The following is a 23,714-nucleotide window of genomic DNA, read 5'->3' as shown; positions in this document are numbered from 1 at the left end:
CGCTCCATGCCACAATATTGAGACCGCTCAACCGAAGGATTCCCGCATGACCACCGTACTGAAAGTCGGCCTGATGGGCTATGGGCTCGCCGGCGCGACGTTCCACGCGCCTGTGATCGAACACTGCGGCCGGGCGACGGTCGCCGCCATCGCGACGAGTCAGTCCGAGCGCGCGCAAGCCGATTACCCGAACGCCACGATCGTCGCTGATTTCGACGCCTTGCTCGCGCTCGGCGACCTCGATTGCATCGTGATCGCCACGCCCAACGACACGCACTTCGATCTCGCGCGCCGCGCGCTGGAAGCGGGCAAGCACGTGGTCGTCGACAAGCCGGTGACGCTTTCCGCCCGCGACGCGCGCACGCTCGCGGATCTCGCCGCCGCACGCGGGCTGCTGTTCGCGCCGTTCCACAACCGGCGCTGGGACGGCGATTTCATCACGCTGCGCGCACTGATCGAAAGCGGGCGGCTCGGGCGGGTGACGCACTTCGAGTCCCACTTCGACCGCTTCCGGCCGAAGGTGCCGCAGCGCTGGCGCGAGGAGACGTCGCGCGGAGGCGGCTTGCTGTTCGATCTCGGGCCGCATCTGATCGATCAGGCGCTGACCTTGTTCGGCGCGCCGAAAACCGTGTTCGCGACAGTCCGGGAGCATCGCGATCACGCGCACGCGCCGGATTACGTGCATCTGCTGCTCGGTTACGCGGACAAGGAAATCGTCCTGCACGCGACGGCGCTGTCCGCGCTCGATCCGCCGCGATTTTCGGTGCACGGCACGCGCGGCAGCTATGTGAAGAACGGTCTCGACACGCAGGAAGATCAGTTGAAAGCGGGTCTGCGCCCCGGCGATGCCGCGTTCGGCAAGAACCCGCCGGGCCTCTTGCGTGAAGTCGACGGCGATCACGATCTGCGGCAGGAATTCGCCACCCGCGACGGCGCCTATGCCGACTATTACCGGTCGCTGGCAGCTTCCATCCTCGACAAGAAGCCATTTCCGGTTTCGGCCCAGGATGCCGTCGACGTGATGACGATCATCGAACTCGCGATGCAAAGCGACGCGGAAGGGCGGCGCGTGGCCTTCGCGCGGGCCGGTTGAGGGGTTGCGCACCTGGAGCGCACCCCAGGCGTACCCCGTCACTCGGACGACTCCCAAATTGGTTTGACAAGCCCAATTCGGTCGCGTAAATTCGGCCGCACGCGTCGGGAGAGCGCGTGGCCGCGGGTTTTCGCGCGCCGCGCCGCCGAAGGGGCACACCCACAAACTCTCAGGCAAAAGGACCGGCCGCGTCGAAGGAATCGTTCGTTTTGAAGCGGTTTCTTCGCACTCTGGAGAGCGGCACGGCTTCGACATCGACAACACGTCGGCCAGTGCCCACCGAAGGGGCGCGCGAGGGATTCTGCACGCAGAATCCGCGCAATCTCTCAGGTACCGAGGACAGAGGGGTCATGCTTCGATCCGCCACGCGGTTTGAGCTTTGCATGCTGTGTTTGCGACTTCGCCAGAATTGAGTCGAATACGTAGCCTGAAAAGCCCAGACCGCAGGCGAAGTCGCTGCATGGCCTTTTTTGTTTTTGCGAACCGAGGCCCCGATGACCGAACTTCAACACACGCCCCTCCATGCCGCCCATCTCGCGCTCAACGCGCGCATGGTGGATTTCGGCGGCTGGGACATGCCCGTCAACTACGGTTCGCAGATCGACGAACACAAGGCCGTGCGCACCGACGCCGGCATGTTCGACGTGTCGCACATGCGCGTCGTCGATTTCAACGGCCCTGCGGCGCGCGACTTCTTCAAGCTCGCGATCGCCAACAACGTCGACAAGCTCACCACGCCGGGCAAGGCGCTCTACTCGTGCCTGCTCAACAGCCACGGCGGCGTCATCGATGACCTCATCGTCTACTACTTCGCCGAAGATCATTTCCGCGTCGTCGTGAACGCGGGCACCGCCGAGAAGGACATCGCGTGGTTCGGCCAACTCATCGCCGAAGCCGAATTCGACCTCGCGTTCACGCCGCGCCGCGATCTGGCGATCGTCGCGGTGCAGGGCCCGAACGCGCGCGAAAAAGTCTGGCAAGTGTTGCCGGACACGCGCGCCGCCACCGAATCGATCAAACCGTTCAACGCAGTGCAGTTTCCGTCGACGCCGTTCGGTGAAGTGATGCTTGCGCGCACCGGCTACACCGGCGAGGACGGCTTCGAAATCGTCGTGCCGGCCGCGCACGTCGAAGCGTTCTGGAACGCGCTGAAAGCGCAGGGCGTGAAGCCAGCCGGTCTCGGCGCACGCGACACGCTGCGCCTCGAAGCCGGCATGAACCTCTACGGCCAGGACATGGACGACGGCGTGTCGCCGCTCGATGCCGGGCTCGCCTGGACCGTCGATATGAAATCGTCGCGCGATTTCATCGGGCGCTCGGCGCTGGAGGAGAACGGCCAGAAGGCGAATTTCGTCGGACTGATCCTGCACAAGGAAAACGGCCGCGCCGGTGGCGTGCTTCGTGCTCACCAGAAGGTCGTCACGCCGCACGGCGAGGGCGAGATCACGAGCGGCACGTTTTCGCCGTCGATGCAGGAATCGATTGCGTTCGCGCGGGTGCCGACGGGCGTGAATCCCGGCGACGTCGTACAGGTCGTGATCCGCGACAAGCAACTTCCCGCCAGCGTGGTAAAACTGCCCTTCGTGCGCAACGGAAAGGTGCTCGCGAGCCTCTGAACATGGCGCCGCCGGTCAGCGCACGTCCACGAACCCAGCACGAACCACCACGAATCACGCAAAGGAGCATTCAATGAGCATCCCGGCCGATCTGAAATATACCGAATCGCACGAATGGGTCCGCACCGAAGCCGACGGCACACTCGCCATCGGCATCACCGATCACGCGCAGGAAGCGCTCGGCGACATCGTGTTCGTCGAACTGCCGGCAGCGGGCAAGACCGTCGCGGCAGGCGATGCGATCGCGGTGATCGAATCGGTGAAAGCCGCGTCCGATATCTATGCACCGGTTTCGGGCGAAATCGTGGCGGCCAACGACGGTCTGACGGCTTCCCCCGACCAGATCAACGGCGCGCCGTACGATAGCTGGCTCTTCAAGATCAAGCCCGCCGCCGACGCGAGCCTCGACAAGCTGCTCGACGCCGCAGGCTACGGCAACTCGATCGGCGAATAACCTTTTAATCGACGGTGCGGCTGGCTGACACCGCACCCGCAGGAATTCACATGAAGCTCGAACACCCGGATCGTCTGATGAACCGCTCATCCCTGTCACTTGCCGCGCTCGAATGCCACGATGCATTCGCCGAGCGGCACATCGGCCCTGATTCGGCCGACCAGCGCGCAATGCTCGATGCGCTCGGCTTCGCCACGCGCGCGGCGTTCATCGACGCGGTGATTCCCGAGTCGATCCGGCGCAAGGAGACGCTGCCGCTGGGTGCTTTCACTCAGCCGAAAAGCGAGGCGGAGGCGCTGGCGTCCTTGCGCAAGCTCGCGGACCAGAACCTGGTGTTTCGAACCTACATCGGCCAGGGCTATTACGGCACGCACACGCCGGCCGTGATCCTGCGCAACGTGCTGGAAAATCCCGCGTGGTACACGGCCTACACGCCGTATCAGCCGGAGATTTCGCAAGGGCGCCTGGAAGCGCTGCTGAACTTCCAGCAGATGATCATCGACCTGACGGGCCTCGCGATCTCGAACGCGTCGCTGCTCGACGAAGCCACCGCCGCCGCCGAGGCGATGACGCTGCTGCAACGCGTCGGCAAGCCGAAGTCGAACGTGTTCTATGTCGCCGACGACGTGCTGCCGCAAACCATCGAAGTCGTGCAGACGCGCGCAAAGCCGGCCGGCATCGAGGTGAAGGTGGGACCCGCCGCCGATGCCGCGACCGCCAACGCGTTCGGCGTGCTGCTGCAATATCCGGGCGCGAACGGCGACGTGCGCGACTACCGCGCGCTCACCGAAGCGATCCACGCGGCCGGCGGCCACGTGGTCGTCGCGGCCGACCTGCTGGCGCTCACGCTGCTCACGCCGCCCGGCGAATGGGGCGCGGACGTCGCGATCGGCAATACGCAGCGCTTCGGCGTGCCGGTCGGTTTCGGCGGCCCCCACGCGGCATACATGGCCGTGCGCGATGAATTCAAGCGCCAGATGCCGGGGCGTCTGGTCGGCGTGACCGTCGACGCGCAGGGCAAGCACGCGCTGCGTCTCGCGCTGCAAACGCGCGAACAGCACATCCGCCGCGAAAAGGCGACCTCAAACGTGTGCACGGCGCAGGCGCTGCTCGCGATCATGGCGAGCATGTACGCGGTCTATCACGGCCCGCACGGCCTGAAGACGATCGCGCTGCGCGTGAACCGCGTCGCGTCGATTTTCGCGGCGGGCGTGCAACTGTTCGGCTACCGGCTCGCGAACGAAACGTTCTTCGACACCGTCACGATCGAGAGCGGCGCGAACACGACGGCGCTGCATCAGGCGGCGTCCGGCGTGCATATCAACCTGCGTCACATCGATGCGAACCACGTTGGCGTGTCGGTCGATGAAACCACCACGCGCGACGACCTGACGAAGCTCTTCGCGCTGTTCGCGGAAGTGGCGGGCAAGACCCAGACCTTCGACATCGACGCGCTCGATGCGGCCGTCAAGGAATCGCTGCCCGCTGAACTGTATCGCACGAGCGATTTCCTGACGCACCCGGTCTTCAACCGCCACCATTCCGAGCACGAGATGCTGCGTTACCTGCGCAGCCTCGCCGACAAGGATCTCGCGCTCGACCGCACGATGATCCCGCTCGGCTCGTGCACGATGAAGCTCAACGCGACGTCGGAAATGCTGCCGGTCACGTGGCCCGAGTTCGCGCAGATCCATCCGTTCGCGCCGGCCGAGCAGACCGTCGGCTACCGCACGATGATCGATCAGCTCGAACAGATGCTGGTTGCGTGCACCGGCTACGCGGCGGTTTCGCTGCAACCGAACGCGGGCTCGCAGGGCGAATACGCCGGCTTGCTGATCATCCACGCGTACCACGCGTCGCGCGGCGAAGGGCATCGCAATGTCTGCCTGATTCCGGCGTCCGCGCACGGCACGAATCCGGCCTCGGCGCAGATGGCCGGGATGCAGGTCGTCGTGGTCGCGTGCGATTCGAACGGCAACGTCGATATCGACGACCTCAAGGCGAAGGCCGGGAAGCATTCGGCGAATCTCGCGGCGATCATGATTACGTATCCGTCGACGCACGGCGTATTCGAGCGCAACGTCCGCGAAATCTGCGAGATCGTGCACGGCCACGGCGGCCAGGTGTATGTGGACGGCGCGAACATGAACGCGATGGTCGGTCTGACCGCGCCCGGCCAGTTCGGCGGCGACGTCTCGCACCTGAACCTGCACAAGACGTTCTGCATTCCGCACGGCGGCGGCGGACCGGGCGTCGGTCCGGTGGCGGTCGGCGCGCATCTCGCGAAGTTCCTGCCGAACCAGCATTCGACCGGCTATCAGCGCGACGAAAGCGGCATCGGCGCGGTATCGTCGGCGCCTTATGGCTCGGCCGCGATCCTGCCTATCTCGTGGATGTACATCGCGATGATGGGCGCGAAGGGCCTGACCGCCGCAACCGAAACCGCGATCCTCGCGGCGAACTATGTCGCGAAGCGCCTGGCGCCGCACTATCCGGTGCTCTACAGCGGCGCGGGCGGACTGGTCGCGCACGAGTGCATTCTCGACGTGCGCCCGATCAAGGAAACGAGCGGCATTTCGGTGGAAGACGTCGCCAAGCGCCTGATCGACTTCGGCTTCCACGCGCCGACGATGAGCTTCCCGGTGCCGGGCACGCTGATGGTCGAGCCGACCGAGTCGGAATCGAAGGAAGAACTCGATCGTTTCATCAACGCGATGATCGAGATTCGCGAGGAGATCCGCGCGGTGGAGGAAGGCCGCGCCGATCGCGAGGACAATCCGCTGAAGCACGCGCCGCATACGGCAGCCGTCGTCGCCGCCGATGAATGGACGCACACGTACTCGCGCGAGGAAGCGGCGTATCCGTTGAAGTCGCTCGTCGAGCGCAAGTACTGGCCGCCGGTCGGTCGCGCCGACAACGCGTACGGCGACCGCAACCTGATGTGTTCGTGCGTGCCGGTATCGGAATATAACGACTGAGTCCCGACGACACGAAGCCGCCCGGAAACCCCGGGCGGTTTTGCTTCACACGCCCAAACCCGGCTAACATCTCACCCCGAACCAAAGCCAATCAAGGAGTTCGCATGGCGCTGAAGGTGCGAGAGGTGAATCAAGCGGGCCGCCGATGGCGAGTGCGGGCGACGCTGGCAGTGCTGGCCGCGAGTGCGTTCGCGAACCACGCCGCGCAAGCCGCGATGAATTTCTGCGCCGCGCCCGCGATGCAGACCAGCGAGCGCACCAACGCCGATCCGGGCGTGAAGGCGCTGGTGAAGATGGTGCAATCGCACGTCAACGAGCAGCCGAAGCCGCTTGCGAAGCTGCACACGGAAGGCACGCTGCCGCACGAAGGCATCTACGACGAAAGCGTCGAGGCGGAGAAGGAACTGGGCTTGATGCGCGATGCCGCGCTCGCCTGGCGCGCAACCGGCGACGAGCGTTATCTGCGGCTCGTCGACCGCTTCTTGCTCGCGTGGGTGACGACTTACCAGCCGAGCTTCAACCCGATCGACGAAACGAATTTCGAGTCGCTGATCCTCGCCTACGACCTGACCGCGAGCGCGCTGCCGGTCAAGACGCGCAACGCGACGAACGCGTTCATCACGAAGATGGTGAGCGGCTATATCACGGATATCGACAAGCAGAAGCGGCCGCTCCAAGGCACGTATCGCAACAATTGGCAGAGTCACCGGATCAAGCTGGTCTCGATGGGCGCGTTCACCATCGACGACCGCAAGCTCATCAACGCGGCGCAGCGTCTCTTTGTCGAGCATGTCGGCGACAACATCGCGCCCGATGGCTCGACCGTCGATTTCGCCGAACGCGACGCGCTGCATTACGTCACCTACGATCTCCAGCCGCTCGTGACGGCGGCGCTCGCCGCGCGCCGTCACAATCGCAACTGGCTCGCGGAGCGTGCGGCGTCGGGCGCGACACTCGCCGATGCGCTCAACTGGCTCACGCCGTACGCGCTCGGCACCAAGACGCACGATGAGTTCGTGCATTCGTCGGTCGCCTTCGATGCCAAGCGGCGCGAGGCTGGCTTGCCGGGTTATTCGGGCGAGTGGGACCCGAAGAACTCGGCTGAGCTGTTTTACCTCGCGGCGCGGCTCGACGGGCGCTATGCGCCGGTGGCCCTGCGGCTCGCCCCGACGCCGCCGGCGTGGCTGGCGGTCTGTCTGCCGCTGGCGGCGCGCTAATCCATTCAGAACCGAAGCAGGAGCAGTCATGGCAGTCAGCGTTTTCGACCTTTTCAAAATCGGCATCGGTCCGTCGAGCTCGCATACGGTCGGGCCGATGCGCGCGGCCCTGATGTTCGTGCAAGGGCTCGAACGGGACGGATTGCTCGACGCGGTGGCTTCGGTGAAGTGCGAACTGTACGGATCGCTCGGTGCGACCGGCAAGGGCCACGGCACGGACCGCGGCGTGATGCTCGGCCTGATGGGCGATGCACCCGATACCGTCGATGCAGAGACGATCAGCGCGCGGCTCGACGCTGTTCGGTTGTCGAAGAAGCTCGCGCTGTTGGGCAAGCACGAGATTCCCTTTGTGCAGAAGGAGCACATCGGGTTTTATCGGCAGGCGCTGGCCGAGCATCCGAACGGCATGAAACTGCACGCCTTCGATGCCGCCGGGGCGCTGCTGCGCGAGGCGACTTATCTGTCCGTGGGCGGCGGGTTCGTCGTGACGGCCGGCGCGGCGAATACGGCGGTGCTGACCGCGTACGAGCACTTGCCGTATCCGTTCCTGACCGGCGACGAGTTGCTGAAGATGTGCAACGAATCGGTCAAATCGATCGCGCAACTGATGTGGGAAAACGAGCGCGTGTGGCGCAGCGAGGAGGAGATTCGCTCCGGCCTGCTGCGCATCTGGGACGTGATGCAGGCTTGCGTCGAGCGCGGCTGTGGCATCGGCAACCCGGAAGCCGACGGCAATCTGCCCGGTCCGTTCCAGGTGAAGCGGCGCGCGCCGCAGTTGTACCGCGCGCTCGTGGGCAAGCCCGAGCAGGCGTTGCGCGATCCGCTTTCGATGATCGACTGGATCAATCTCTATGCGATCGCCGTGAACGAGGAGAACGCGGTCGGCGGGCGGGTCGTGACGGCGCCGACCAATGGCGCTGCCGGCATCATCCCCGCCGTGCTGCATTACTACGACCGCTTTATGCCCGGCTCGAATGCGCAGGGCGTGATCGATTTCCTGCTGACGGCGGCGGCCATCGGCATCCTGTACAAGATGAATGCGTCGATTTCAGGCGCCGAGGTGGGCTGTCAGGGGGAAGTGGGCGTCGCCTGTTCGATGGCCGCCGGTGCGCTCGCCGCTGTGATGGGCGGCACGCCGTCACAAGTCGAGAACGCCGCAGAAATCGGCATGGAACACAATCTCGGGCTGACCTGCGACCCCGTCGGCGGGATGGTGCAGATTCCATGCATCGAACGCAACGCGATGGGGTCGGTGAAAGCCGTCAACGCCGCGCGCATGGCGATGCGCGGGGACGGGTCGCACTACGTGTCGCTCGATTCGGTCATCAAGACCATGCGCGAGACGGGCGCCGATATGAAGACCAAATATAAGGAAACGTCGCGCGGTGGGTTGGCGGTGAATATCGTGGAGTGTTGAGGGGACAGATCCCCGGACAAACATTCATTTCATGAATGTTTGTCCATCGAAATCGTCGCTTGTCGGTCGATTTTGCGCGGAGAAGAATAAGGTTCATTGGCCAAGGGCACGAAGGTGCTGCCGAAGGTCATGCGTTTTTCGAACCTTACCTACCGCCAGGACCCATGCGACTCGATCGGAATTTTGCCAACGGCCGGTTCATCGAACCTGCAGGCGATGAACTCATCGCCGTCCACAACCCCGCGACCGAAACGCTGCTCGGGCATGTGTCCGGCGCGTCGCAGGCCGAAGCGGCGGCGGCCGTCGAGGCGGCGGCCGTTGCTCAAAAAACGTGGCGCAAACTGCCCTCCGCCGCACGCGCCGTCTTCCTCCACAAACTCGCCGACGCGCTCACCGACGCCGCGCCGGCCATCGGCGCGGCTCTCGCGCTGGAGTCGGGCAAAAGCCCCGGCGATGCCGCCAACGAAGCCCTCTACGCCGCGCAGATCACGCGCTATCACGCCGAGTGGGCGCGCCGCATCGAAGGCGAGGTGATTCCGAGCGACACAGCCGACGAAAACCTCCTGCTATTCCGCGAGCCGATCGGTGTGGTCGCGTGCCTGATCCCGTTCAACTATCCGGTGTACACGTTCATGCGCAAGGTCGCGCCCGCGCTGATCACCGGCAACACGGTGGTCGTGCGGCCGAGCAACAACACGCCGATGAGCGCGTTCGAGATCGCGAAAGCGGTCGAGCGCGCCGGCCTGCCACCGGGCGTCGTGAACATCCTGGCGATGAGCCATGAGACGGCCGAAGTGGTCTGCACGCATCCGGCGGTCGGCATGATCACGCTGACGGGCAGCGTCGGCGCGGGCCGCAAGGTGCTCGACTACTGCAAGGCCAACATCGCGAAGCCGTCGCTCGAACTCGGCGGCAAGACGCCCGCGATCATCGAACCGGATGCGGACCTGGAAAAGGCGGCGCGCGAACTCGTTGCGTCGAAGACCATGCATTGCGGCCAGCTTTGCACGGCGATCGAGCGCGTCTACGTGCATGAGAGTGTGCACGACCGCTTTATCGCGCTGCTCAAGCGCCACATGAGCGCCATCGAAACCGGCGATCGCAGCGTGAATCCCGCGTGGATGGGGCCGCTCGTCAACGAAAGCTCGCGTCAGTCGATCCACGCGATGGTGCTGCGCGCAGTCGAAGCCGGCGCGACCGTCGAGACAGGCGGCAAGCTGCCCGGCGGCAAGGGCTTCTTCTATCCGCCGACGCTGTTGTCGAACTGCCGTCAGGACATGGAGATCATTCGCGAAGAGACTTTCGGGCCGATCATGCCCGTCGTCGAATATCGCATGCTCGATGAAGCCCTCGCGATGGCGAACGACCATCAGTTCGGCTTGTCGTCGGTGCTCTACACCGAAAGCTACCGCACGGCGATGAAGGTCGCCAATGGCATCGAGGCGGGCGAACTCTACGTGAACCGCACGCCCGCCGATCCTTATCAGGGCTTCCACGCCGGCTGGAAACGCTCCGGCCTCGGCGGCGACGACGGCAAGCACGGCATGCTCGAATTCACGCAGACGCGCCTCGTCGTCATGAAGTACTGAAGCACCGCTGGCGGCGGCCGGCAACCGCCGCTCTTTTCAAGATCAAAAACAAATCGAAGACACGATCGGCGCACGCGTGCGTCGCGATACGTGTCGTCAGGAGACTCGCGTGTCATCTCAACCCGTTCAATCGGCTTCCCGGCTCGCGTCGGATGCCGACACAGCCGTCGCGCAATCCGCTGCCCAGCGCTATCTGCAACTCGCGTTGCTCGTGCTCGCCGCCGGCGCCATTTACCCGATCCTGTATTTGCGGCAGGTCTATCAGCCGACGATGCTCGAAGTGTTCCACATCACCGATAGCCAACTCGGCTATCTGTACTCCGCGCTCGGCCTGATATTCCTGCTCAGCTATCTGCCGAGCGGCTGGCTCGCGGACCGCATCGCGCCGCGCGTCCTGATCTGCTTCTCGCTGATCGCAACCGGCGCGCTCGGCCTGCTGTATTCGACCGCGCCGCCATTTGTCGTGCTCTGCATGATCTTCGGCGGCTGGGGCCTGACGACCGGCCTCACGTTCTGGGCCGCCGTCATCAAGCGCGTGACGATGATCGCCGGTGCGCACGAACAAGGCCGCTTCTTCGGCTTCCTCGACGGCGGACGCGGCCTGATCGAAGCGATGCTCGCGACCGTCGCGATCACGCTGTTCGCGTGGGCCACGCATGCGCACAGCGAGTCGACGGCGGCGGCCTTCCGGCTCGTGGTCTACCTGTACGCGTTCCTGTGCATCGGACTGGGCGTCCTGCTCGGGCTCGTGAAGGACGCGCCGTCGGTGGCGAACGCTTCCCGCGCGCCGCGCGAGCACCGCAACGTGCTGACCGACCTGAAAACGCTCGCGGCCATTCCCGAACTGTGGCTCCTCTCGGCGATCGTGTTTTGCGGCTATCAGGTGTTCTGGGCGACCTACAGCTTTTCCGCTTACCTGCACCAGGACGGGATCGGCTTGTCGGTCGTGATGGCGGGCACGATCACGACGCTGAAGCTCTGGATGCGGCCGATCGGCGGCATCGGCGGCGGCTTTCTCGGCGACCGCTTCTCGAAGGTGTCCGTGCTCGTGATCGCGCTCTTTCTCGCGGCGCTTTCGCTCGTGGGGCTGATCGCCGCGCCGGGCATCCCGGGCCACGCGCCGCTCGTCGCGCTCGTGCTGTTCATCGGCGTCCTGACGTATGCGATTCGCGGGCTCTACTGGTCGCTGCTCGACCGCTGCAACGTGCCCGCCGAAACCACGGGCCTCGCCATCGGACTCGTCTCCGTACTCGGCTATTCGCCCGACGTGTTCCTGCCGCTGATCAACGGCTATCTGACACAGACATACCCGGGCGTCTTCGGCTACCAGCTCTACTTCGGCTATGTGGCCGCGGTGGCCGCGATCGGCGGCTTCGCGGGCCTTGCCTTGCGAAACATGCTCAACAGGAAGGAATCGCGCCAATGAAAGTCGTCTCGCTGGAAACGCATATCGTTGCCGTGCCGCCGCCGCATCTCGGCGGCATGTACTGGATCTTCGTCAAGCTTCGGACCGCCTGCGGGATCGAGGGCGTCGGCGAAATCTATTCCGCGACGTTTCATCCGAACGCGATGACGCACATCATCGACGACGTGTTCAGCCGCTATCTGCTCGACCACGATCCGCATCACGTCGAGCGCTTCTGGCGCGAGGCGTATTCGAGCGGCTTCACGCAGCGCCCCGATCTCACGATGATGGGCGTCGTGAGCGGCCTCGAAATGGCGTGCTGGGACATCATCGGCAAGGCGGCGGGCAAGCCGGTCTACGAACTGCTCGGCGGCCGGGTGCATGAGCGCCTTCGCTCGTACACGTACCTGTATCCGAAGAGTCGTCGTGGTGAATACGATTACGACGACCCCGATCTCGCCGCCGAATGCGCGGCGCAAAACGTGCAGCGCGGTTTCACGGCGGTGAAGTTCGATCCGGCCGGCCCGTACACCGCCTATTCGGGACATCAGCTTTCGATGGAAGTGCTCGACCGTTGCGAAACGTTTTGCCGCAAGGTGCGCGAGGCGGTGGGCAGCAAGGCCGATTTGCTGTTCGGCACGCACGGCCAGATGGTGCCGTCGTCGGCGATCCGGCTGGCAAAGCGTCTGGAAAAATACGATCCGCTGTGGTTCGAGGAGCCGGTGCCGCCCGGGCAGGAAGGCGCGATGGCGCAAGTTGCCGCGCACACCAGCATTCCGATTGCGGCCGGCGAACGGCTCACCACCAAGTATGAGTTCTTCAAGCTGCTGGAAGCGCGGGGCGCGTCGATCCTGCAACTGAACGTCGCGCGCGTCGGTGGATTGCTCGAAGCGAAGAAGGTGGCAAGCATCGCCGAGGTGTATTACGCGCAGATCGCGCCGCACCTCTACAACGGCCCGGTCGGTGCCGCGGCCAGCATCCAGCTTGCGACCTGCACGCCCAACTTCCTGATCCAGGAAAGCATCGGCACGTGGGACGGCTTTCACGCCCAAGTACTGAAGAAACCGATCGAGTGGGGAGACGGCTACATCATTCCGTCGCGCGAGCCGGGGCTGGGCATCGAGTTGAACATGGACGTCGTGCGCGAGCATTCGCCTTACACCGGCGAGCGCCTGCATCTGCAGATGGCCGCGAAGCCCGCCGACGTCAAAGACCTGGCTCCGGCGAAGGGTTGATCGAAATGGAAGCGTCGAAGGAGCGCCGTCGGGCGACACACAGAATGAACTACGACTACATCATCGTCGGAGCGGGCTCGGCGGGCTGCATCCTGGCGAATCGCCTGTCGGCGTCGGGCGAGCATTCGGTATTGCTGCTCGAAGCCGGCGGCCGCGACGACTCGTTCTGGTTCAAGATTCCGGTCGGTTTCACGAAGACGTACTACAACGAAACCTACAACTGGATGTACTACAGCGAGCCGGAGCCGCAACTCGACAATCGCCCGATCTACTGCCCGCGCGGCAAGGTGCAGGGCGGGTCGGGATCGATCAACGCGATGATCTACGTGCGCGGCCAGCCGCGCGATTTCGACGACTGGCACGAAGCCGGCAACCAGGGCTGGGCGTTTCGCGACGTGCTGCCGTATTTCCGCCGCCTGGAATCGCATCCGCTCGGCAACACGACGTTTCACGGCGCCGACGGCCCGATCCGCATCTCGCCGATGAAGGACGCGGTGCATCCGATCTGCCACGCGTTCCTGAAGGGCTGCGCGCAGGCGGGCTACAAACGCACCGACGACTTCAACGGCGCGCAGTTCGAAGGCGCCGGCATCTACGACGTGAACACGCGCAACGGCCAGCGTTCTTCGAGCAGCTTCGAATACCTGCATCCGGCGATGTCGCGCAGGAATCTGCACGTCGAGCACAACGTCCTCGCGAGCCGCGTGCTGTTCGATGCGAACCAACGCGCGATCGGCGTGGCCGTCACGCAGAACGGCCAGGCGCGCGAATTCATGGCGGCGCGTGAGGTGATCCTGTCGGCTGGCGCGGTCGATACGCCGAAGCTGCTGCAACTGTCCGGCGTCGGCGAGAAGGCGCTGCTCGCCAAGCACGGTATCGCGCTGGTTCACGAGTCGCCGGCGGTCGGCCAGAATTTGCAGGATCACCTGTGCGTGAGCTTCTACTATCGCGCGAGCGTGAAGACGCTCAACGATGAAATGCGCCCCCTGCTTGGCAAGCTCAAGCTCGGCTTGCAGTATCTGTTCACGCGCAAGGGACCGCTCGCGATGAGCGTCAACCAGTCGGGGGGATTCTTCAAGGGCAACGCGCAACAGGAGCAGCCGAACCTGCAGCTCTACTTCAATCCGCTGTCATACCGGATTCCGAAGAGCAGCACGGCGAGTCTCGAACCGGAGCCGTATTCGGGCTTCCTGCTGGCCTTCAATCCGTGCCGGCCGACGAGCCGCGGATCGATCGAGATTGCGTCGAACCGCGCGGAAGACGCGGCCAAAATCCGCATCAACGCGCTCACGACCGACAAGGACATCGACGAGGTCATCCAGGGCTGCGAACTCGTGCGCAAGGTGATGGCGGCGCCAGCGCTCAAGGACATTACGGTCGAGGAGATTTCGCCGGGACCGCAGGTGCACACGCGCGAAGGATTCCTCCGGTATTTCCGCGAGCAGTCGGGCTCGATCTATCACCTGTGCGGATCGTGCGCGATGGGTCCCGATCCACGGACCTCCGTGGTGGACGAGCGTCTGCGGGTACACGGCGTGGGCGGCTTGCGGATCGTGGATGCGTCGATCTTTCCGAACATCACGTCGGGCAATATCAACGCGCCGACCATGATGGTCGCGGAGAAGGGCGCGGAGATGATCCTGCAGGATGCGCGGTCGACAGCGACAGCGACAGCCGAGGCGGCATCGGAAGAGCCGGTCAGGCTGGCAGCCGCCGCCTGACGGCTTGACCGTACCGAATCGCGACGCTTCACAGACCGTCGCTCAAAGGCGTCGAAGTCGATGCCGACGAATCGAGCGTGCGCTGCGTCAGCCAGATTTCCTGTTTCAGCCAGTCGCGGAACACGGCGACTTGCGGCAGGTCGTCCTGCGCGGACCGCGTGACGAGCCAGTACGACTGGTGGCCGTCCACATGGACGTTGAGCACTTGCACGAGCTTTCCTTCGGCCAGCTCGCGCGTGATCATGTGACGATCGGCGATCGTCACGCCGAGACCATCGATCGCCGCGTGGATCGCGTGATCGAGCAGGTCGAATTCATAGCCGCCGCCGGTGTCCACATCGGAGATGCCGGCAGCCTTCAGCCAGTGATGCCAGGTGAGATAGCGCTGGTCATCGCCCGCGAGCACATGCAGCAGCGTGAACTGATTCAGGTCGATCGTGGCGCGTTCGGCCTGCTGCGCGAGCAGCGCCGGCGCGCAGACCGCGACGTGCTGTTCGTGCATCAGAAGCAGGTTGTCGAAGCCTTCCCATTCGCCGTTGCCAAAACGGATCGCGCAGTCGAGTGCGCCGGATTCGGCGAGCTTGTCGTCGAGACGCGTCCACAGGCTGACTTCGAGTTCGGGCTGCGCGCTTCTCAGATGCTTGAGACGCGGCATCAGCCAACGGCTCGTGAATGTCGGCGGAGCGTTCAGGCGCAGGCGGTTCAGGTGCGTCTTCTCCTGAATGCTGCGCACCGTCAGTTCGATTCTGTCGAACGACTGCTGAAGCGCGCGCAGCAGCAACCGGCCGGCGATCGAAAGCTCCAGATGGTGATGCTGGCGTTGCAGAAGCGGCTCGCCAAGCTGGATTTCAAGCTGCCGGACCTGCCGGCTGACCGCGCTTTGCGTCACGTTGAGCAACTCGGCGGCACGCGTGAAGCTGCCGGTTCGGCCGGCCACTTCGAAGGCTTTCAGCGCATTGAGCGCGGGCATTTTTCGTTTCAAGGACGTCTCGGCCTGGCAGCATCGGATCGACGTCGATTGTACGTCGGACGGCCTGTGAGCCGACCCGTCCGCTACGGCATCTACGCCCCGATCAGGTTCACCACCTTGACGTTGCGCGTATCCGGCACTTCCGCATACGACAGCACTTTCAACTGCGGCAAACTCCGTCGCAGGAAGCGCGCGAGCATCGCCCGCAGCGAGTGCTGCACGAGCAACACCGGCGGCATTCCGAGATTCTGCTGGCGCATGATCGCGTTCTGCGTCGAGTTCAGCAGCGTCTGTGCGAGGCCCGGTTCCAGCCCCGGATTCGCCCCCGTCGACAGCGCCTGCGACAACACCCGCTCCAGCGTCGGATCGAGTCCCATCACCTGCAAGTCGCCATTGCCCGGATACCACTGCTGCGTGATCGCGCGGCCCAGCGCGAGCCGCACCGCCGCCGTGAGTTCGTGCGCATCGCCGATCTTCGGCGCGTGTTCCAGCAGCGAGTCGAGGATCGTGCGCATGTCGCGGATCGGCACGCCTTCGTCCAGCAGGTTCTGCAAGACTTTTTGCAGCGTCGTGAGCGCGATCGTCTTCGGCACGAGATCGTCGGTGAGCGACGGCGTGTCCTTGCCGATGCGCTCCAGCAGCGCCTGCACCTCCTGACGCCCGAGCAGTTCGGCCGCGTGCGTGACGACCAGATGGTTCAAATGCGTCGCGACGACCGTGCTCGCGTCGACCACCGTGTAGCCATACACCTGCGCCTGTTCGCGCATGTTCGTATCGATCCAGACGGCCGGCAAGCCGAACGCCGGGTCCTGCGTCTGCGTGCCCGGGAGCGCCGCCGACACCTGTCCTGGATTGATCGCGAGCCACTGTCCCGGAAACGCCTCGCCGACGCCCACTTCCACGCCCTTCAGCGCGATCCGGTAGCCGTTCGGACGCAGTTCGAGGTTGTCGCGGATATGGATCACGGGCGGCAGGAAGCCGATTTCCTGCGCGAACTTCTTGCGAATGCCCTTGATGCGCTTGAGCAATTCGCCGTCGGTGTTGCGATCGACGAGCGGAATCAGCCGATAGCCGACTTCGAGCCCCAGCGGATCGATCAGCGCGACGTCGTCCCAGCTTGCCTCGGTGTTCTCGGCCGGCACGGCGGCGGCCGGCGTGACATCGGTGATTGCGCCCACGCGCTTCTTCTCGGCGGCCCGCTTGTTCATCGAGCGCGCGGCATAGATCAGGCCGCCGCCGAGCAGCATGAACGCGAAGTGCGGCATGCCCGGAATCAGCCCCATGATGCCGATGATCACGCCCGTGATCATCAACACGCGCGGGTTGCTGAACAACTGGCCGGTCAACTGCGTGCCGATGTCTTCCTCGGTTGCCACGCGCGACACGATCACGCCCGCCGCCGTCGAGATGATCAGCGACGGAATCTGCGCGACGAGGCCATCGCCGATCGTGAGCAGCGTGTAGTTCGTCGCGGCGTGGCCGAAGTCCATGTCGTGCTGGAGCATCCCGACGATCAGCCCGCCGACGATGTTGATCACCATGATCAGCAAGCCGGCGATCGCGTCGCCGCGCACGAACTTGCTCGCGCCGTCCATCGAGCCGTAGAACTCGGCTTCCTGCGCGACTTCCAGACGACGCTTCTTCGCCTGCTGCTCGTTGATGAGGCCGGCGTTCAGGTCGGCGTCGATCGCCATCTGCTTGCCGGGCATCGCGTCGAGCGTGAAGCGCGCGCCGACTTCGGCGATCCGGCCCGCGCCCTTCGTGATCACCATGAAGTTGATGATCATCAGGATCACGAACACGACGATGCCGACCGCGAAATTCCCGCCGACGAGAAAGTGTCCGAACGATTCGATCACCTGGCCGGCGGCGTCAGGCCCGGTATGGCCTTCGAGCAGGACGATACGCGTCGACGCGACGTTCAGCGAGAGCCGCAGCAAGGTGGAGAAGAGCAGCACGCTCGGGAACGCGGCGAAGTCGAGCGGCTTTTGCGTGTACATGCTGACGAGCAGCACCATCACGGAAAGCGCGATGTTGAAGGTGAACAGCAGATCGAGCAGGAATGCCGGCAACGGCAGGATCATCATCCCGAGGATCATGCAGATCAGGATCGGACCCGCGAGCGCCCGCAGATTGTGACTGCCGAGCGCGTCGGGGCGTTTGGCGAAGAATCCAGCGCGCGCGTTCATGCTGCGGCTCCATTAGAAGATGAGTTGTCGGGGGCAAGCGCGTCGGCGGCTTCCTGGTCGGCGTCGTCGTCGGAGACGGCGCCCTTGTCGAGTTCCTGCGGCACGTCGAGGTCGGCGGGTTCGTCGGGTTTCACGCCGCCGTCTTCCTGGAACCGGCGCAACTGGTACACCCACGCCAGCACCTGCGCGACGGCGCCATACAGCGCCCCCGGAATCTCGCGGTTGATCTCGACGTTGTGATACAGCGCCCGCGCGAGCGGCGGCGCTTCCAGCAGCGGGACGCTGTGCTCGCGGCCGAGTTCGCGGATGCGCGCGGCGACGAGATTCACGCCCTTCGCAACGACCTTCGGCGCGCGCATCTGGCCGTCGGCATACTTGAGCGCGACGGCGAAGTGCGTCGGATTGGTGACGATCACGTCGGCGGTCGGAATCGCCTGCATCATGCGGCGACGGGCGGCGGCGCGCTGCTGCGAGCGAATGCGGCCTTTCACGTGCGGATCGCCGTCGTTTTCCTTGTGCTCGCGCTTCACTTCTTCCTTGCTCATGCGCAGTTTCTTCGCGTGCGTCCACAGTTGGTACGGGACGTCGAGCGCCGCGACGAGAAAGAGGCCCGCGATCGCCATGCCGCAGCAGACGACGATCAGGTGCATCGTCTCGGCGAGCGCGAGGCTGAGCGGCTTGGTGACGAGCCCGAGCACTTCGGCCTTGCGCGTCCACATCGTCCAGCCGGCCATCCCGCCGACGACGATCGTCTTCAGCAGCGACATGCCGAGCTGGATCGGGCCCTGCATCGAGAAGATCTTGCCGAGCCCGCTGATGGGATTCAGCCGCCCGAAGTTCGGCGAGAGCGGCTTGGTGGTGAGGAGCCAGCCGCCGAGCGCCATCGGCGCGGCGAGCGCGGCGAGGCCGGTCAGCGCGAGCACGGGGAAGAGGGCGAAGAAGCCTTCTTTGCTGGCGTTGGCGGCGCCGATCATCATCTGGCGCGTATCGAGGACGGTCGCGCGGTCGAAGGTGAACGCGCCGCGCAGGATGGACTGCATGTGTTCGCTGATGGGACCGGAGAGTCCCCAGATGCCGAAGAAGCCCGCCGCGAGAAGGGCGAACGAGGCGAGTTCCCGCGAACGCGCGACCTGTCCCTCCTCCCGCGCCTTTTCGAGGCGTTTGGGAGTCGCTGACTCGGTCTTTTCGAGATCGCTTTCGTCTGCCACCGCGCTTTCGCTCCGTGCTTTTCCGGCGGAATGCCGGATTTCGATGACGGTGATTATTGCGAAAAACGCCGTGGGACTATCGGCGGATAAGGGGAGGGAAAGCGGGGTAATTCGGGTGATGGGGGCGGGACAATGTCAGGACGCAGCGCCTGACGCGGCTAGGATTTTGTGGCTGCGCTGGTTGTCGCGGACGTCGTTGCAGGCATCGGTGCCGAGGCGCCCGAAGCCGCCGCCGGTGCTTCCACACCGCCCGTCTCGCGCTCGATCTGCCCGACATCCCAGCCGCCGCCGAGCGCCTTCACAAGCCCCACCGACGACACCATCCGCTGCCCCGCGATATTCGCGAGCTTCTGCTCCGCCGTGAAGGCGGTCGTCTGCGCGGTCAGCACGTTCACGTAGCCGACGGTGCCGGCCTTGTACTGATTGTTGACGATGGCGAGCGCCTGTTGCGCCGACTGCACCGCCTGTTGCTGAATCACGATCTCGTTGGCAAGAATGCGCAGCGACGCCAGATTGTCCTCGACGTCCTGGAACGCCGTCAGCACCGTCAGCCGGTAGGTTGCGACGTCCTGGTCGTACGTCGCGCGCGCGGCTTCGGTCTGCGCGCGGCGCAGGCCGCCGTCGAAGATCGTTGCCGCGAGGTCCGGCCCGAGCGTCCAGAAACGCGACGGCGCCCGCAGCAGTTGCGAAAGCACCGAGCTCTGGAATCCGCCCGACGCCGACAACGTCAGCGTCGGAAAGAACGCCGCGATCGCGACGCCGATCTGTTCGTTCGCCGCCGCCGCCTTGCGCTCGGCGGAAGCGACGTCCGGCCGCCGCTCGAGAATCGCCGACGGCATCTGCGCCGGCACGTCCGGCGGCGTGGCATCGAGCGGCGACGCGGGCAGCGCGAACGTCGAGGCTGGTTCGCCGACCAGCACGGCAATCGCGTGCTCGAACTGCGCGCGCGCGATGCCGTTGTCGATCGCCGATGCCTGCGCCGACTGCAACTGCGTCTGCGCCTGGATCACATCCGAACGCGCGACGATGCCCTGCGCATACTGATTCTGCGTGAGCTGCAGCGAGCTTGCGTAAGCGGCGACGGTATCGTCGAGGAGCTTTTGCTGGGCGTCGAGCGAGCGCAACTGGAAATAGCTCTGCGCGAGCGTGGCCTGCGCGGAGAGGCGCGCGTTCGCGAGATCGGCGGCGGCGCCTTGCTCGCCCGCCTTCTGCGCGTTCACGGAGCGGCTCACGCTGCCCCACAGGTCCGGTTCCCAACTGGCATCGAGCGCGAGGCTGTAGCTGTTGCCGATGGAGGTCGAATTGCCCGTCGTCGTGGTTCGCGCGCCGCTGCCGAAACCCGACCGCGACGCGGAAGCCGTCGCCCCGACGATCGGGAAATAAGCCGCGCGCGCCTCGCCGACGAGCGCCCGCGCCTGCCGATAAGCCGCCGCGAACTGCGCAATGCTCTGGTTCGATGCGTTCAGCCGGTTTTCTAGATCGTCGAGTTGCGGGTCGTTGTAGATGGACCACCAGTTGCCGCGATCGGTGCGGTCGGCGGGTTGCGCGACCTTCCAGCCCTCGGGCGCTTCCTTGTACGACGCCGGAACGGTCGCGGACGGCCGCTGGTAATCCGGGCCGACGGCGCAGCCCGCGACGAGCATCGTGAGCGTTGCGGCGAGCGCCAGGGCGGTGAGACGGGGCGTGGCGATGGACTGAATCGGGCTGAACGGCATCTGCTTTCGGTAATCCTGTCGGAGCCGGCTGGATTCTCGTGATGAATCGCGGCGATCCGGGATGGTAACGGAACGCCCGCGAAATGCGGGCGTCAGGCAGACGTTAGGGTACCGGTTGGATGGCGGGCATTGTGTTACCCGCCTGAAGGAAACGGTTACGGCGGGTTACGGGGGCGCGTTATGGGCGCGCGTTTCAGCACTCGCCGGGCGAGCACGGCGTGGGACCCGAAAGCAGCTTCGGCGCGTGCGTGTCCCTGGGCTTCGCCGGGCGGCGCTTCTGCTGTTGTTGCCGGTTTTGCCGGTTCTCGAACCAGCCCATGCCGAGCACCACGAACGAACCGCCCGGCAGCAAGAACACGAACAGGTACAGCGCGAGTTTCCACGACGTCAGGTTCGGCGGAACCACGTGGCGGGAGGCGCTGGCGATCGTGCTGCTGACATCGCCGAAACGTCGGCGGGCGGTGCGTGCGAAGCGGGTCATCTCGGAAATCCTTCGGGCAACGCCTCGGCGATGCGTTCAATCGGTCAAAACATGGGTTCGGGCGCCGCAGAACGCGCGTAACTCGTTGCTTAGAATAATATTGACTGTGCAAGTAGTTTTCAAGATACTTCCCGAACATTTTTGAGATCGTTGTTTTTGATGCACGAGTGGCCGTTTGGGGCGCCGTAAAATGCGCAGCCTGCGGCGTTCGTTCCCCCTTCGAACCGAACACCGATGAACAGCGAACCGCTTTACGATCCGCGCACGATCCAGCTTGAAACGAGCCTCGGCTATTACCTCGCGAAGGCGCGGAACGCGCTGATCGCGCGCTCGGATCTGGCGCTCAAGTGCCTTGATCTGACATCGCAGCAGGTCGGCGTGATCATGCTGCTGGCGTCGGGCCGGGCGCGTTCACCGCAGGAGTTGTCGCGGGAAATGTCGTACGACAGCGGGTCGATGACGCGCATGCTCGACCGGCTGGAGAAGAAAGGCTTCGTCACGCGCGAGCGCAGCGATGCCGACCGGCGGATCGTCGAGCTGAAGCTCACCGAGCGCGGCACCGAGGCCGCCGCCCGGCTTCCCGATATCGGCGCTGCGGTGCTGAACGAGCAGTTGAGCGGTTTCAGCCGCGCGGAACTGGATACGCTGACGGGCCTGCTCGCCCGGCTGATTGCGAATGCGCCGGCCGGGACGGCGCCGTCGTGCGGCTTGGAAGAGGACGACGAGGTCTGAAAAATGGCTGCACAGGCATCTTTTTCGCCGATATGCCTGTCTGGGCAGAGAATGCCATTGCATCAAAAATAACGGAGATTTCCGAGTATGGCCGCACCCACCGCAAACGCCGCGACCGGCGACGACGCGAACCCGTCGCGAGCCCCTGCCCCGCTGGCGGGCGGCCTGCTCGCGTTGCTCACGATGGGCCTCGCGCTCGGCACGTTCATGGAAGTGCTCGACACGTCGATCGCCAACGTCGCCGTGCCGACGATTTCCGGCAGCCTCGGCGTCGCGACGAGCGAGGGGACCTGGGTGATCTCGTCGTATTCGGTGGCGTCGGCGATCGCGGTGCCGCTCACAGGCTGGCTTGCGCGACGCGTCGGCGAGGTGAAGCTGTTCACGATTTCCGTCGTGCTGTTCTCGATCGCGTCGGCGCTCTGCGGGCTCGCGCACAACTTCGAATCGCTGATCGGGTTCCGGCTGCTGCAAGGTCTGGTGTCCGGCCCGATGGTGCCGCTCTCGCAGACCATCCTGATGCGCAGCTATCCGCCCGAAAAACGCGGCCTCGCACTCGGGCTATGGGCGATGACCGTGATCGTCGCGCCGATCTTCGGCCCGGTAATGGGCGGCTACATCACCGATAACTTCTCCTGGCCGTGGATCTTCTATATCAACGTGCCGATCGGCATCTTCTCGGCGGCGATCGCGTTTTTCCTGCTGCGCGGCCACGAGACGAAGACGACGAAACAGCGCATCGATGCGGTCGGTCTCGCGCTGCTGGTGATCGGCGTGTCGAGCCTGCAGATGATGCTCGACCTCGGCAAGGACCGCGACTGGTTCGGTTCGAGCTTCATCGTGACGCTCGCGATCGTCGCGGCCATCGCGCTGGCCTTCATGTTCGCGTGGGAAATGACCGAGAAGGAGCCGGTGATCGACCTCTCGCTCTTTCGCGACCGCAATTTCGCGATGGGCGTGCTGATCACGTCGCTCGGGTTCCTCGCGTTTTTCGGCTCGGTCGTCGTGTTGCCGTTGTGGCTGCAGACGGTGATGGGCTACACGCCCGGCCTCGCCGGCCTCGCGACCGCGCCGGTCGGCATCCTCGCGCTCGTGATCTCGCCGATACTCGGGCGCAACATGCACCGGCTTGACCTGCGCGTGGTGGCGAGCTTCGCGTTTCTGGTCTTCGCGTTCGTGTCGCACTGGAACTCGACCTTCACGCTCGATACGCCGTTCAACCAGATCGTGATTCCGCGGCTGATTCAGGGGATCGGCGTGGCGTGCTTCTTCGTCCCGATGACGACGATCACGCTCTCCAGCGTTCCCGATGACCGGCTGGCGGGCGCGGCGGGGCTGTCGAATTTCCTGCGGACCTTATCCGGCGCGATCGGGACGGCGGTCAGCACGACCTACTGGGAAAACGACATGATCCGGCATCACGCGGTGCTGACCGAATCGGTGAACGCGTACTCGCCGAACACGAGCGCTTATACCGGGCTGCTGTCGGACCTTGGCATCGCCGGGCAGGGGCTGACTGCGCAACTGGAGCGCGTCGTGACGGCGCAGGCGTACATGATGTCGACCAACGACTTCTTCCGCATCTCGTTCTATGGGTTCGTCGGGCTGGCTGTGCTGGTGTGGCTGACGAAGCCGAGGAAGGGCGCAGGGGCGGCGATGGGGCATTGAATGCAGAAACGGCTCGGCAGGATGAATCC

Annotated in this window: 17 protein-coding genes and 2 riboswitches; of the genes, 12 read left to right on the top strand and 5 right to left on the bottom strand. The window is 64.8% G+C overall.

Annotated features, from left to right (window positions below; translation table 11 throughout):
* The first annotated feature begins 46 nt into the window (after window positions 1-46).
* The 10 genes from AWB68_RS29310 to AWB68_RS29265 all read left to right on the top strand — a co-directional run bounded on the left by AWB68_RS29310 (window position 47) and on the right by AWB68_RS29265 (window position 14,725).
* Entirely contained in the window at window positions 47-1,093 is a 1,047-nt protein-coding gene (locus tag AWB68_RS29310; protein ID WP_087647828.1) for an oxidoreductase, read from the top strand.
* 95 nt (window positions 1,094-1,188) lie between these two features.
* A riboswitch (glycine riboswitch) is annotated at window positions 1,189-1,289 on the top strand.
* Between the two features lie 24 nt (window positions 1,290-1,313).
* A riboswitch (glycine riboswitch) is annotated at window positions 1,314-1,446 on the top strand.
* A gap of 141 nt (window positions 1,447-1,587) precedes the next feature.
* A complete protein-coding gene (gene gcvT / locus AWB68_RS29305; protein WP_087647827.1) occupies window positions 1,588-2,709 on the top strand; it encodes a glycine cleavage system aminomethyltransferase GcvT in 1,122 nt (373 codons plus the stop codon).
* A gap of 73 nt (window positions 2,710-2,782) precedes the next feature.
* A complete protein-coding gene (gene gcvH / locus AWB68_RS29300) occupies window positions 2,783-3,163 on the top strand; it encodes a glycine cleavage system protein GcvH (RefSeq protein ID WP_087647826.1) in 381 nt (126 codons plus the stop codon).
* A 50-nt stretch (window positions 3,164-3,213) separates the two neighbouring features.
* Complete coding sequence (gene gcvP, locus AWB68_RS29295; RefSeq protein ID WP_087647825.1) at window positions 3,214-6,141, top strand: aminomethyl-transferring glycine dehydrogenase; 2,928 nt, start codon at window positions 3,214-3,216, stop codon at window positions 6,139-6,141.
* Between the two features lie 104 nt (window positions 6,142-6,245).
* Window positions 6,246-7,358 carry an alginate lyase family protein gene (locus AWB68_RS29290; protein WP_087647824.1) on the top strand — a complete coding sequence of 371 codons (1,113 nt, stop codon included), beginning with the start codon at window positions 6,246-6,248 and terminating at the stop codon, window positions 7,356-7,358.
* Window positions 7,359-7,386: 28 nt separating this feature from the next.
* On the top strand, window positions 7,387-8,775 hold the full coding sequence (locus AWB68_RS29285) for an L-serine ammonia-lyase (RefSeq protein WP_087647823.1): 1,389 nt from the start codon (window positions 7,387-7,389) through the stop codon (window positions 8,773-8,775).
* Between the two features lie 164 nt (window positions 8,776-8,939).
* Entirely contained in the window at window positions 8,940-10,364 is a 1,425-nt protein-coding gene (gene aldA / locus AWB68_RS29280) for an aldehyde dehydrogenase (protein ID WP_087647822.1), read from the top strand.
* A gap of 109 nt (window positions 10,365-10,473) precedes the next feature.
* Window positions 10,474-11,790, top strand: coding sequence for an MFS transporter (locus AWB68_RS29275; protein WP_087647821.1), 1,317 nt, complete (start codon window positions 10,474-10,476; stop codon window positions 11,788-11,790).
* Entirely contained in the window at window positions 11,787-13,004 is a 1,218-nt protein-coding gene (locus AWB68_RS29270; RefSeq protein ID WP_087647820.1) for a mandelate racemase/muconate lactonizing enzyme family protein, read from the top strand. Before AWB68_RS29275 ends, AWB68_RS29270 begins: the two co-directional genes overlap by 4 nt.
* Window positions 13,005-13,048: 44 nt before the next feature.
* Window positions 13,049-14,725: a GMC family oxidoreductase gene (locus AWB68_RS29265; RefSeq protein WP_087647819.1), complete on the top strand. Its 1,677-nt coding sequence runs from the start codon at window positions 13,049-13,051 to the stop codon at window positions 14,723-14,725.
* 28 nt (window positions 14,726-14,753) lie between these two features.
* Here AWB68_RS29265 and AWB68_RS29260 read toward each other — a convergent pair whose 3' ends face one another.
* The 5 genes from AWB68_RS29260 to AWB68_RS29240 all read right to left on the bottom strand — a co-directional run bounded on the left by AWB68_RS29260 (window position 14,754) and on the right by AWB68_RS29240 (window position 21,288).
* Window positions 14,754-15,695: a LysR substrate-binding domain-containing protein gene (locus AWB68_RS29260; RefSeq protein ID WP_087647818.1), complete on the bottom strand. Its 942-nt coding sequence runs from the start codon at window positions 15,693-15,695 to the stop codon at window positions 14,754-14,756.
* A gap of 92 nt (window positions 15,696-15,787) precedes the next feature.
* Window positions 15,788-17,884: a flagellar biosynthesis protein FlhA gene (gene flhA / locus AWB68_RS29255; protein WP_087647817.1), complete on the bottom strand. Its 2,097-nt coding sequence runs from the start codon at window positions 17,882-17,884 to the stop codon at window positions 15,788-15,790.
* Entirely contained in the window at window positions 17,881-19,092 is a 1,212-nt protein-coding gene (gene flhB, locus AWB68_RS29250; protein WP_087647816.1) for a flagellar biosynthesis protein FlhB, read from the bottom strand. The genes flhA and flhB overlap by 4 nt, the downstream gene beginning before the upstream one ends.
* 158 nt (window positions 19,093-19,250) lie before the next feature.
* Window positions 19,251-20,807 (bottom strand): efflux transporter outer membrane subunit, encoded by a 1,557-nt coding sequence (locus tag AWB68_RS29245; protein ID WP_087647815.1) that lies wholly within the window; start codon window positions 20,805-20,807, stop codon window positions 19,251-19,253.
* A gap of 193 nt (window positions 20,808-21,000) precedes the next feature.
* Window positions 21,001-21,288, bottom strand: a complete 288-nt coding sequence (locus tag AWB68_RS29240; protein WP_087647814.1) for a hypothetical protein — start codon at window positions 21,286-21,288, stop codon at window positions 21,001-21,003.
* A 234-nt stretch (window positions 21,289-21,522) separates the two neighbouring features.
* On the opposite strand from AWB68_RS29240, the gene AWB68_RS29235 reads away from it, so the two are divergent.
* Window positions 21,523-22,020: a MarR family winged helix-turn-helix transcriptional regulator gene (locus AWB68_RS29235; RefSeq protein ID WP_087647813.1), complete on the top strand. Its 498-nt coding sequence runs from the start codon at window positions 21,523-21,525 to the stop codon at window positions 22,018-22,020.
* Between the two features lie 87 nt (window positions 22,021-22,107).
* Window positions 22,108-23,685 (top strand): DHA2 family efflux MFS transporter permease subunit, encoded by a 1,578-nt coding sequence (locus tag AWB68_RS29230; RefSeq protein ID WP_087647812.1) that lies wholly within the window; start codon window positions 22,108-22,110, stop codon window positions 23,683-23,685.
* The last annotated feature ends 29 nt before the right edge of the window (window positions 23,686-23,714 follow it).

The sequence above is a fragment of the Caballeronia choica genome, from assembly GCF_001544535.1.
Taxonomy (GTDB): Bacteria; Pseudomonadota; Gammaproteobacteria; order Burkholderiales; family Burkholderiaceae; genus Caballeronia; species Caballeronia choica.
This window is presented reverse-complemented; position numbering and strand designations above follow the sequence as displayed.

Excerpts from the sequence above, each read along its gene's own strand:
- gcvH (WP_087647826.1), top strand. The coding sequence starts at position 2,783 with ATGAGCATCCCGGCCGATCTGAAATATACCGAATCGCACGAATGGGTC.
- flhA (WP_087647817.1), bottom strand. The coding sequence starts at position 17,884 with ATGAACGCGCGCGCTGGATTCTTCGCCAAACGCCCCGACGCGCTCGGC.
- AWB68_RS29230 (WP_087647812.1), top strand. The coding sequence starts at position 22,108 with ATGGCCGCACCCACCGCAAACGCCGCGACCGGCGACGACGCGAACCCG.
- aldA (WP_087647822.1), top strand. The coding sequence starts at position 8,940 with ATGCGACTCGATCGGAATTTTGCCAACGGCCGGTTCATCGAACCTGCA.
- AWB68_RS29245 (WP_087647815.1), bottom strand. The coding sequence starts at position 20,807 with ATGCCGTTCAGCCCGATTCAGTCCATCGCCACGCCCCGTCTCACCGCC.
- AWB68_RS29235 (WP_087647813.1), top strand. The coding sequence starts at position 21,523 with ATGAACAGCGAACCGCTTTACGATCCGCGCACGATCCAGCTTGAAACG.
- AWB68_RS29240 (WP_087647814.1), bottom strand. The coding sequence starts at position 21,288 with ATGACCCGCTTCGCACGCACCGCCCGCCGACGTTTCGGCGATGTCAGC.
- AWB68_RS29260 (WP_087647818.1), bottom strand. The coding sequence starts at position 15,695 with ATGCCCGCGCTCAATGCGCTGAAAGCCTTCGAAGTGGCCGGCCGAACC.
- AWB68_RS29310 (WP_087647828.1), top strand. The coding sequence starts at position 47 with ATGACCACCGTACTGAAAGTCGGCCTGATGGGCTATGGGCTCGCCGGC.
- AWB68_RS29265 (WP_087647819.1), top strand. The coding sequence starts at position 13,049 with ATGAACTACGACTACATCATCGTCGGAGCGGGCTCGGCGGGCTGCATC.
- AWB68_RS29290 (WP_087647824.1), top strand. The coding sequence starts at position 6,246 with ATGGCGCTGAAGGTGCGAGAGGTGAATCAAGCGGGCCGCCGATGGCGA.
- gcvP (WP_087647825.1), top strand. The coding sequence starts at position 3,214 with ATGAAGCTCGAACACCCGGATCGTCTGATGAACCGCTCATCCCTGTCA.
- AWB68_RS29285 (WP_087647823.1), top strand. The coding sequence starts at position 7,387 with ATGGCAGTCAGCGTTTTCGACCTTTTCAAAATCGGCATCGGTCCGTCG.
- AWB68_RS29270 (WP_087647820.1), top strand. The coding sequence starts at position 11,787 with ATGAAAGTCGTCTCGCTGGAAACGCATATCGTTGCCGTGCCGCCGCCG.
- gcvT (WP_087647827.1), top strand. The coding sequence starts at position 1,588 with ATGACCGAACTTCAACACACGCCCCTCCATGCCGCCCATCTCGCGCTC.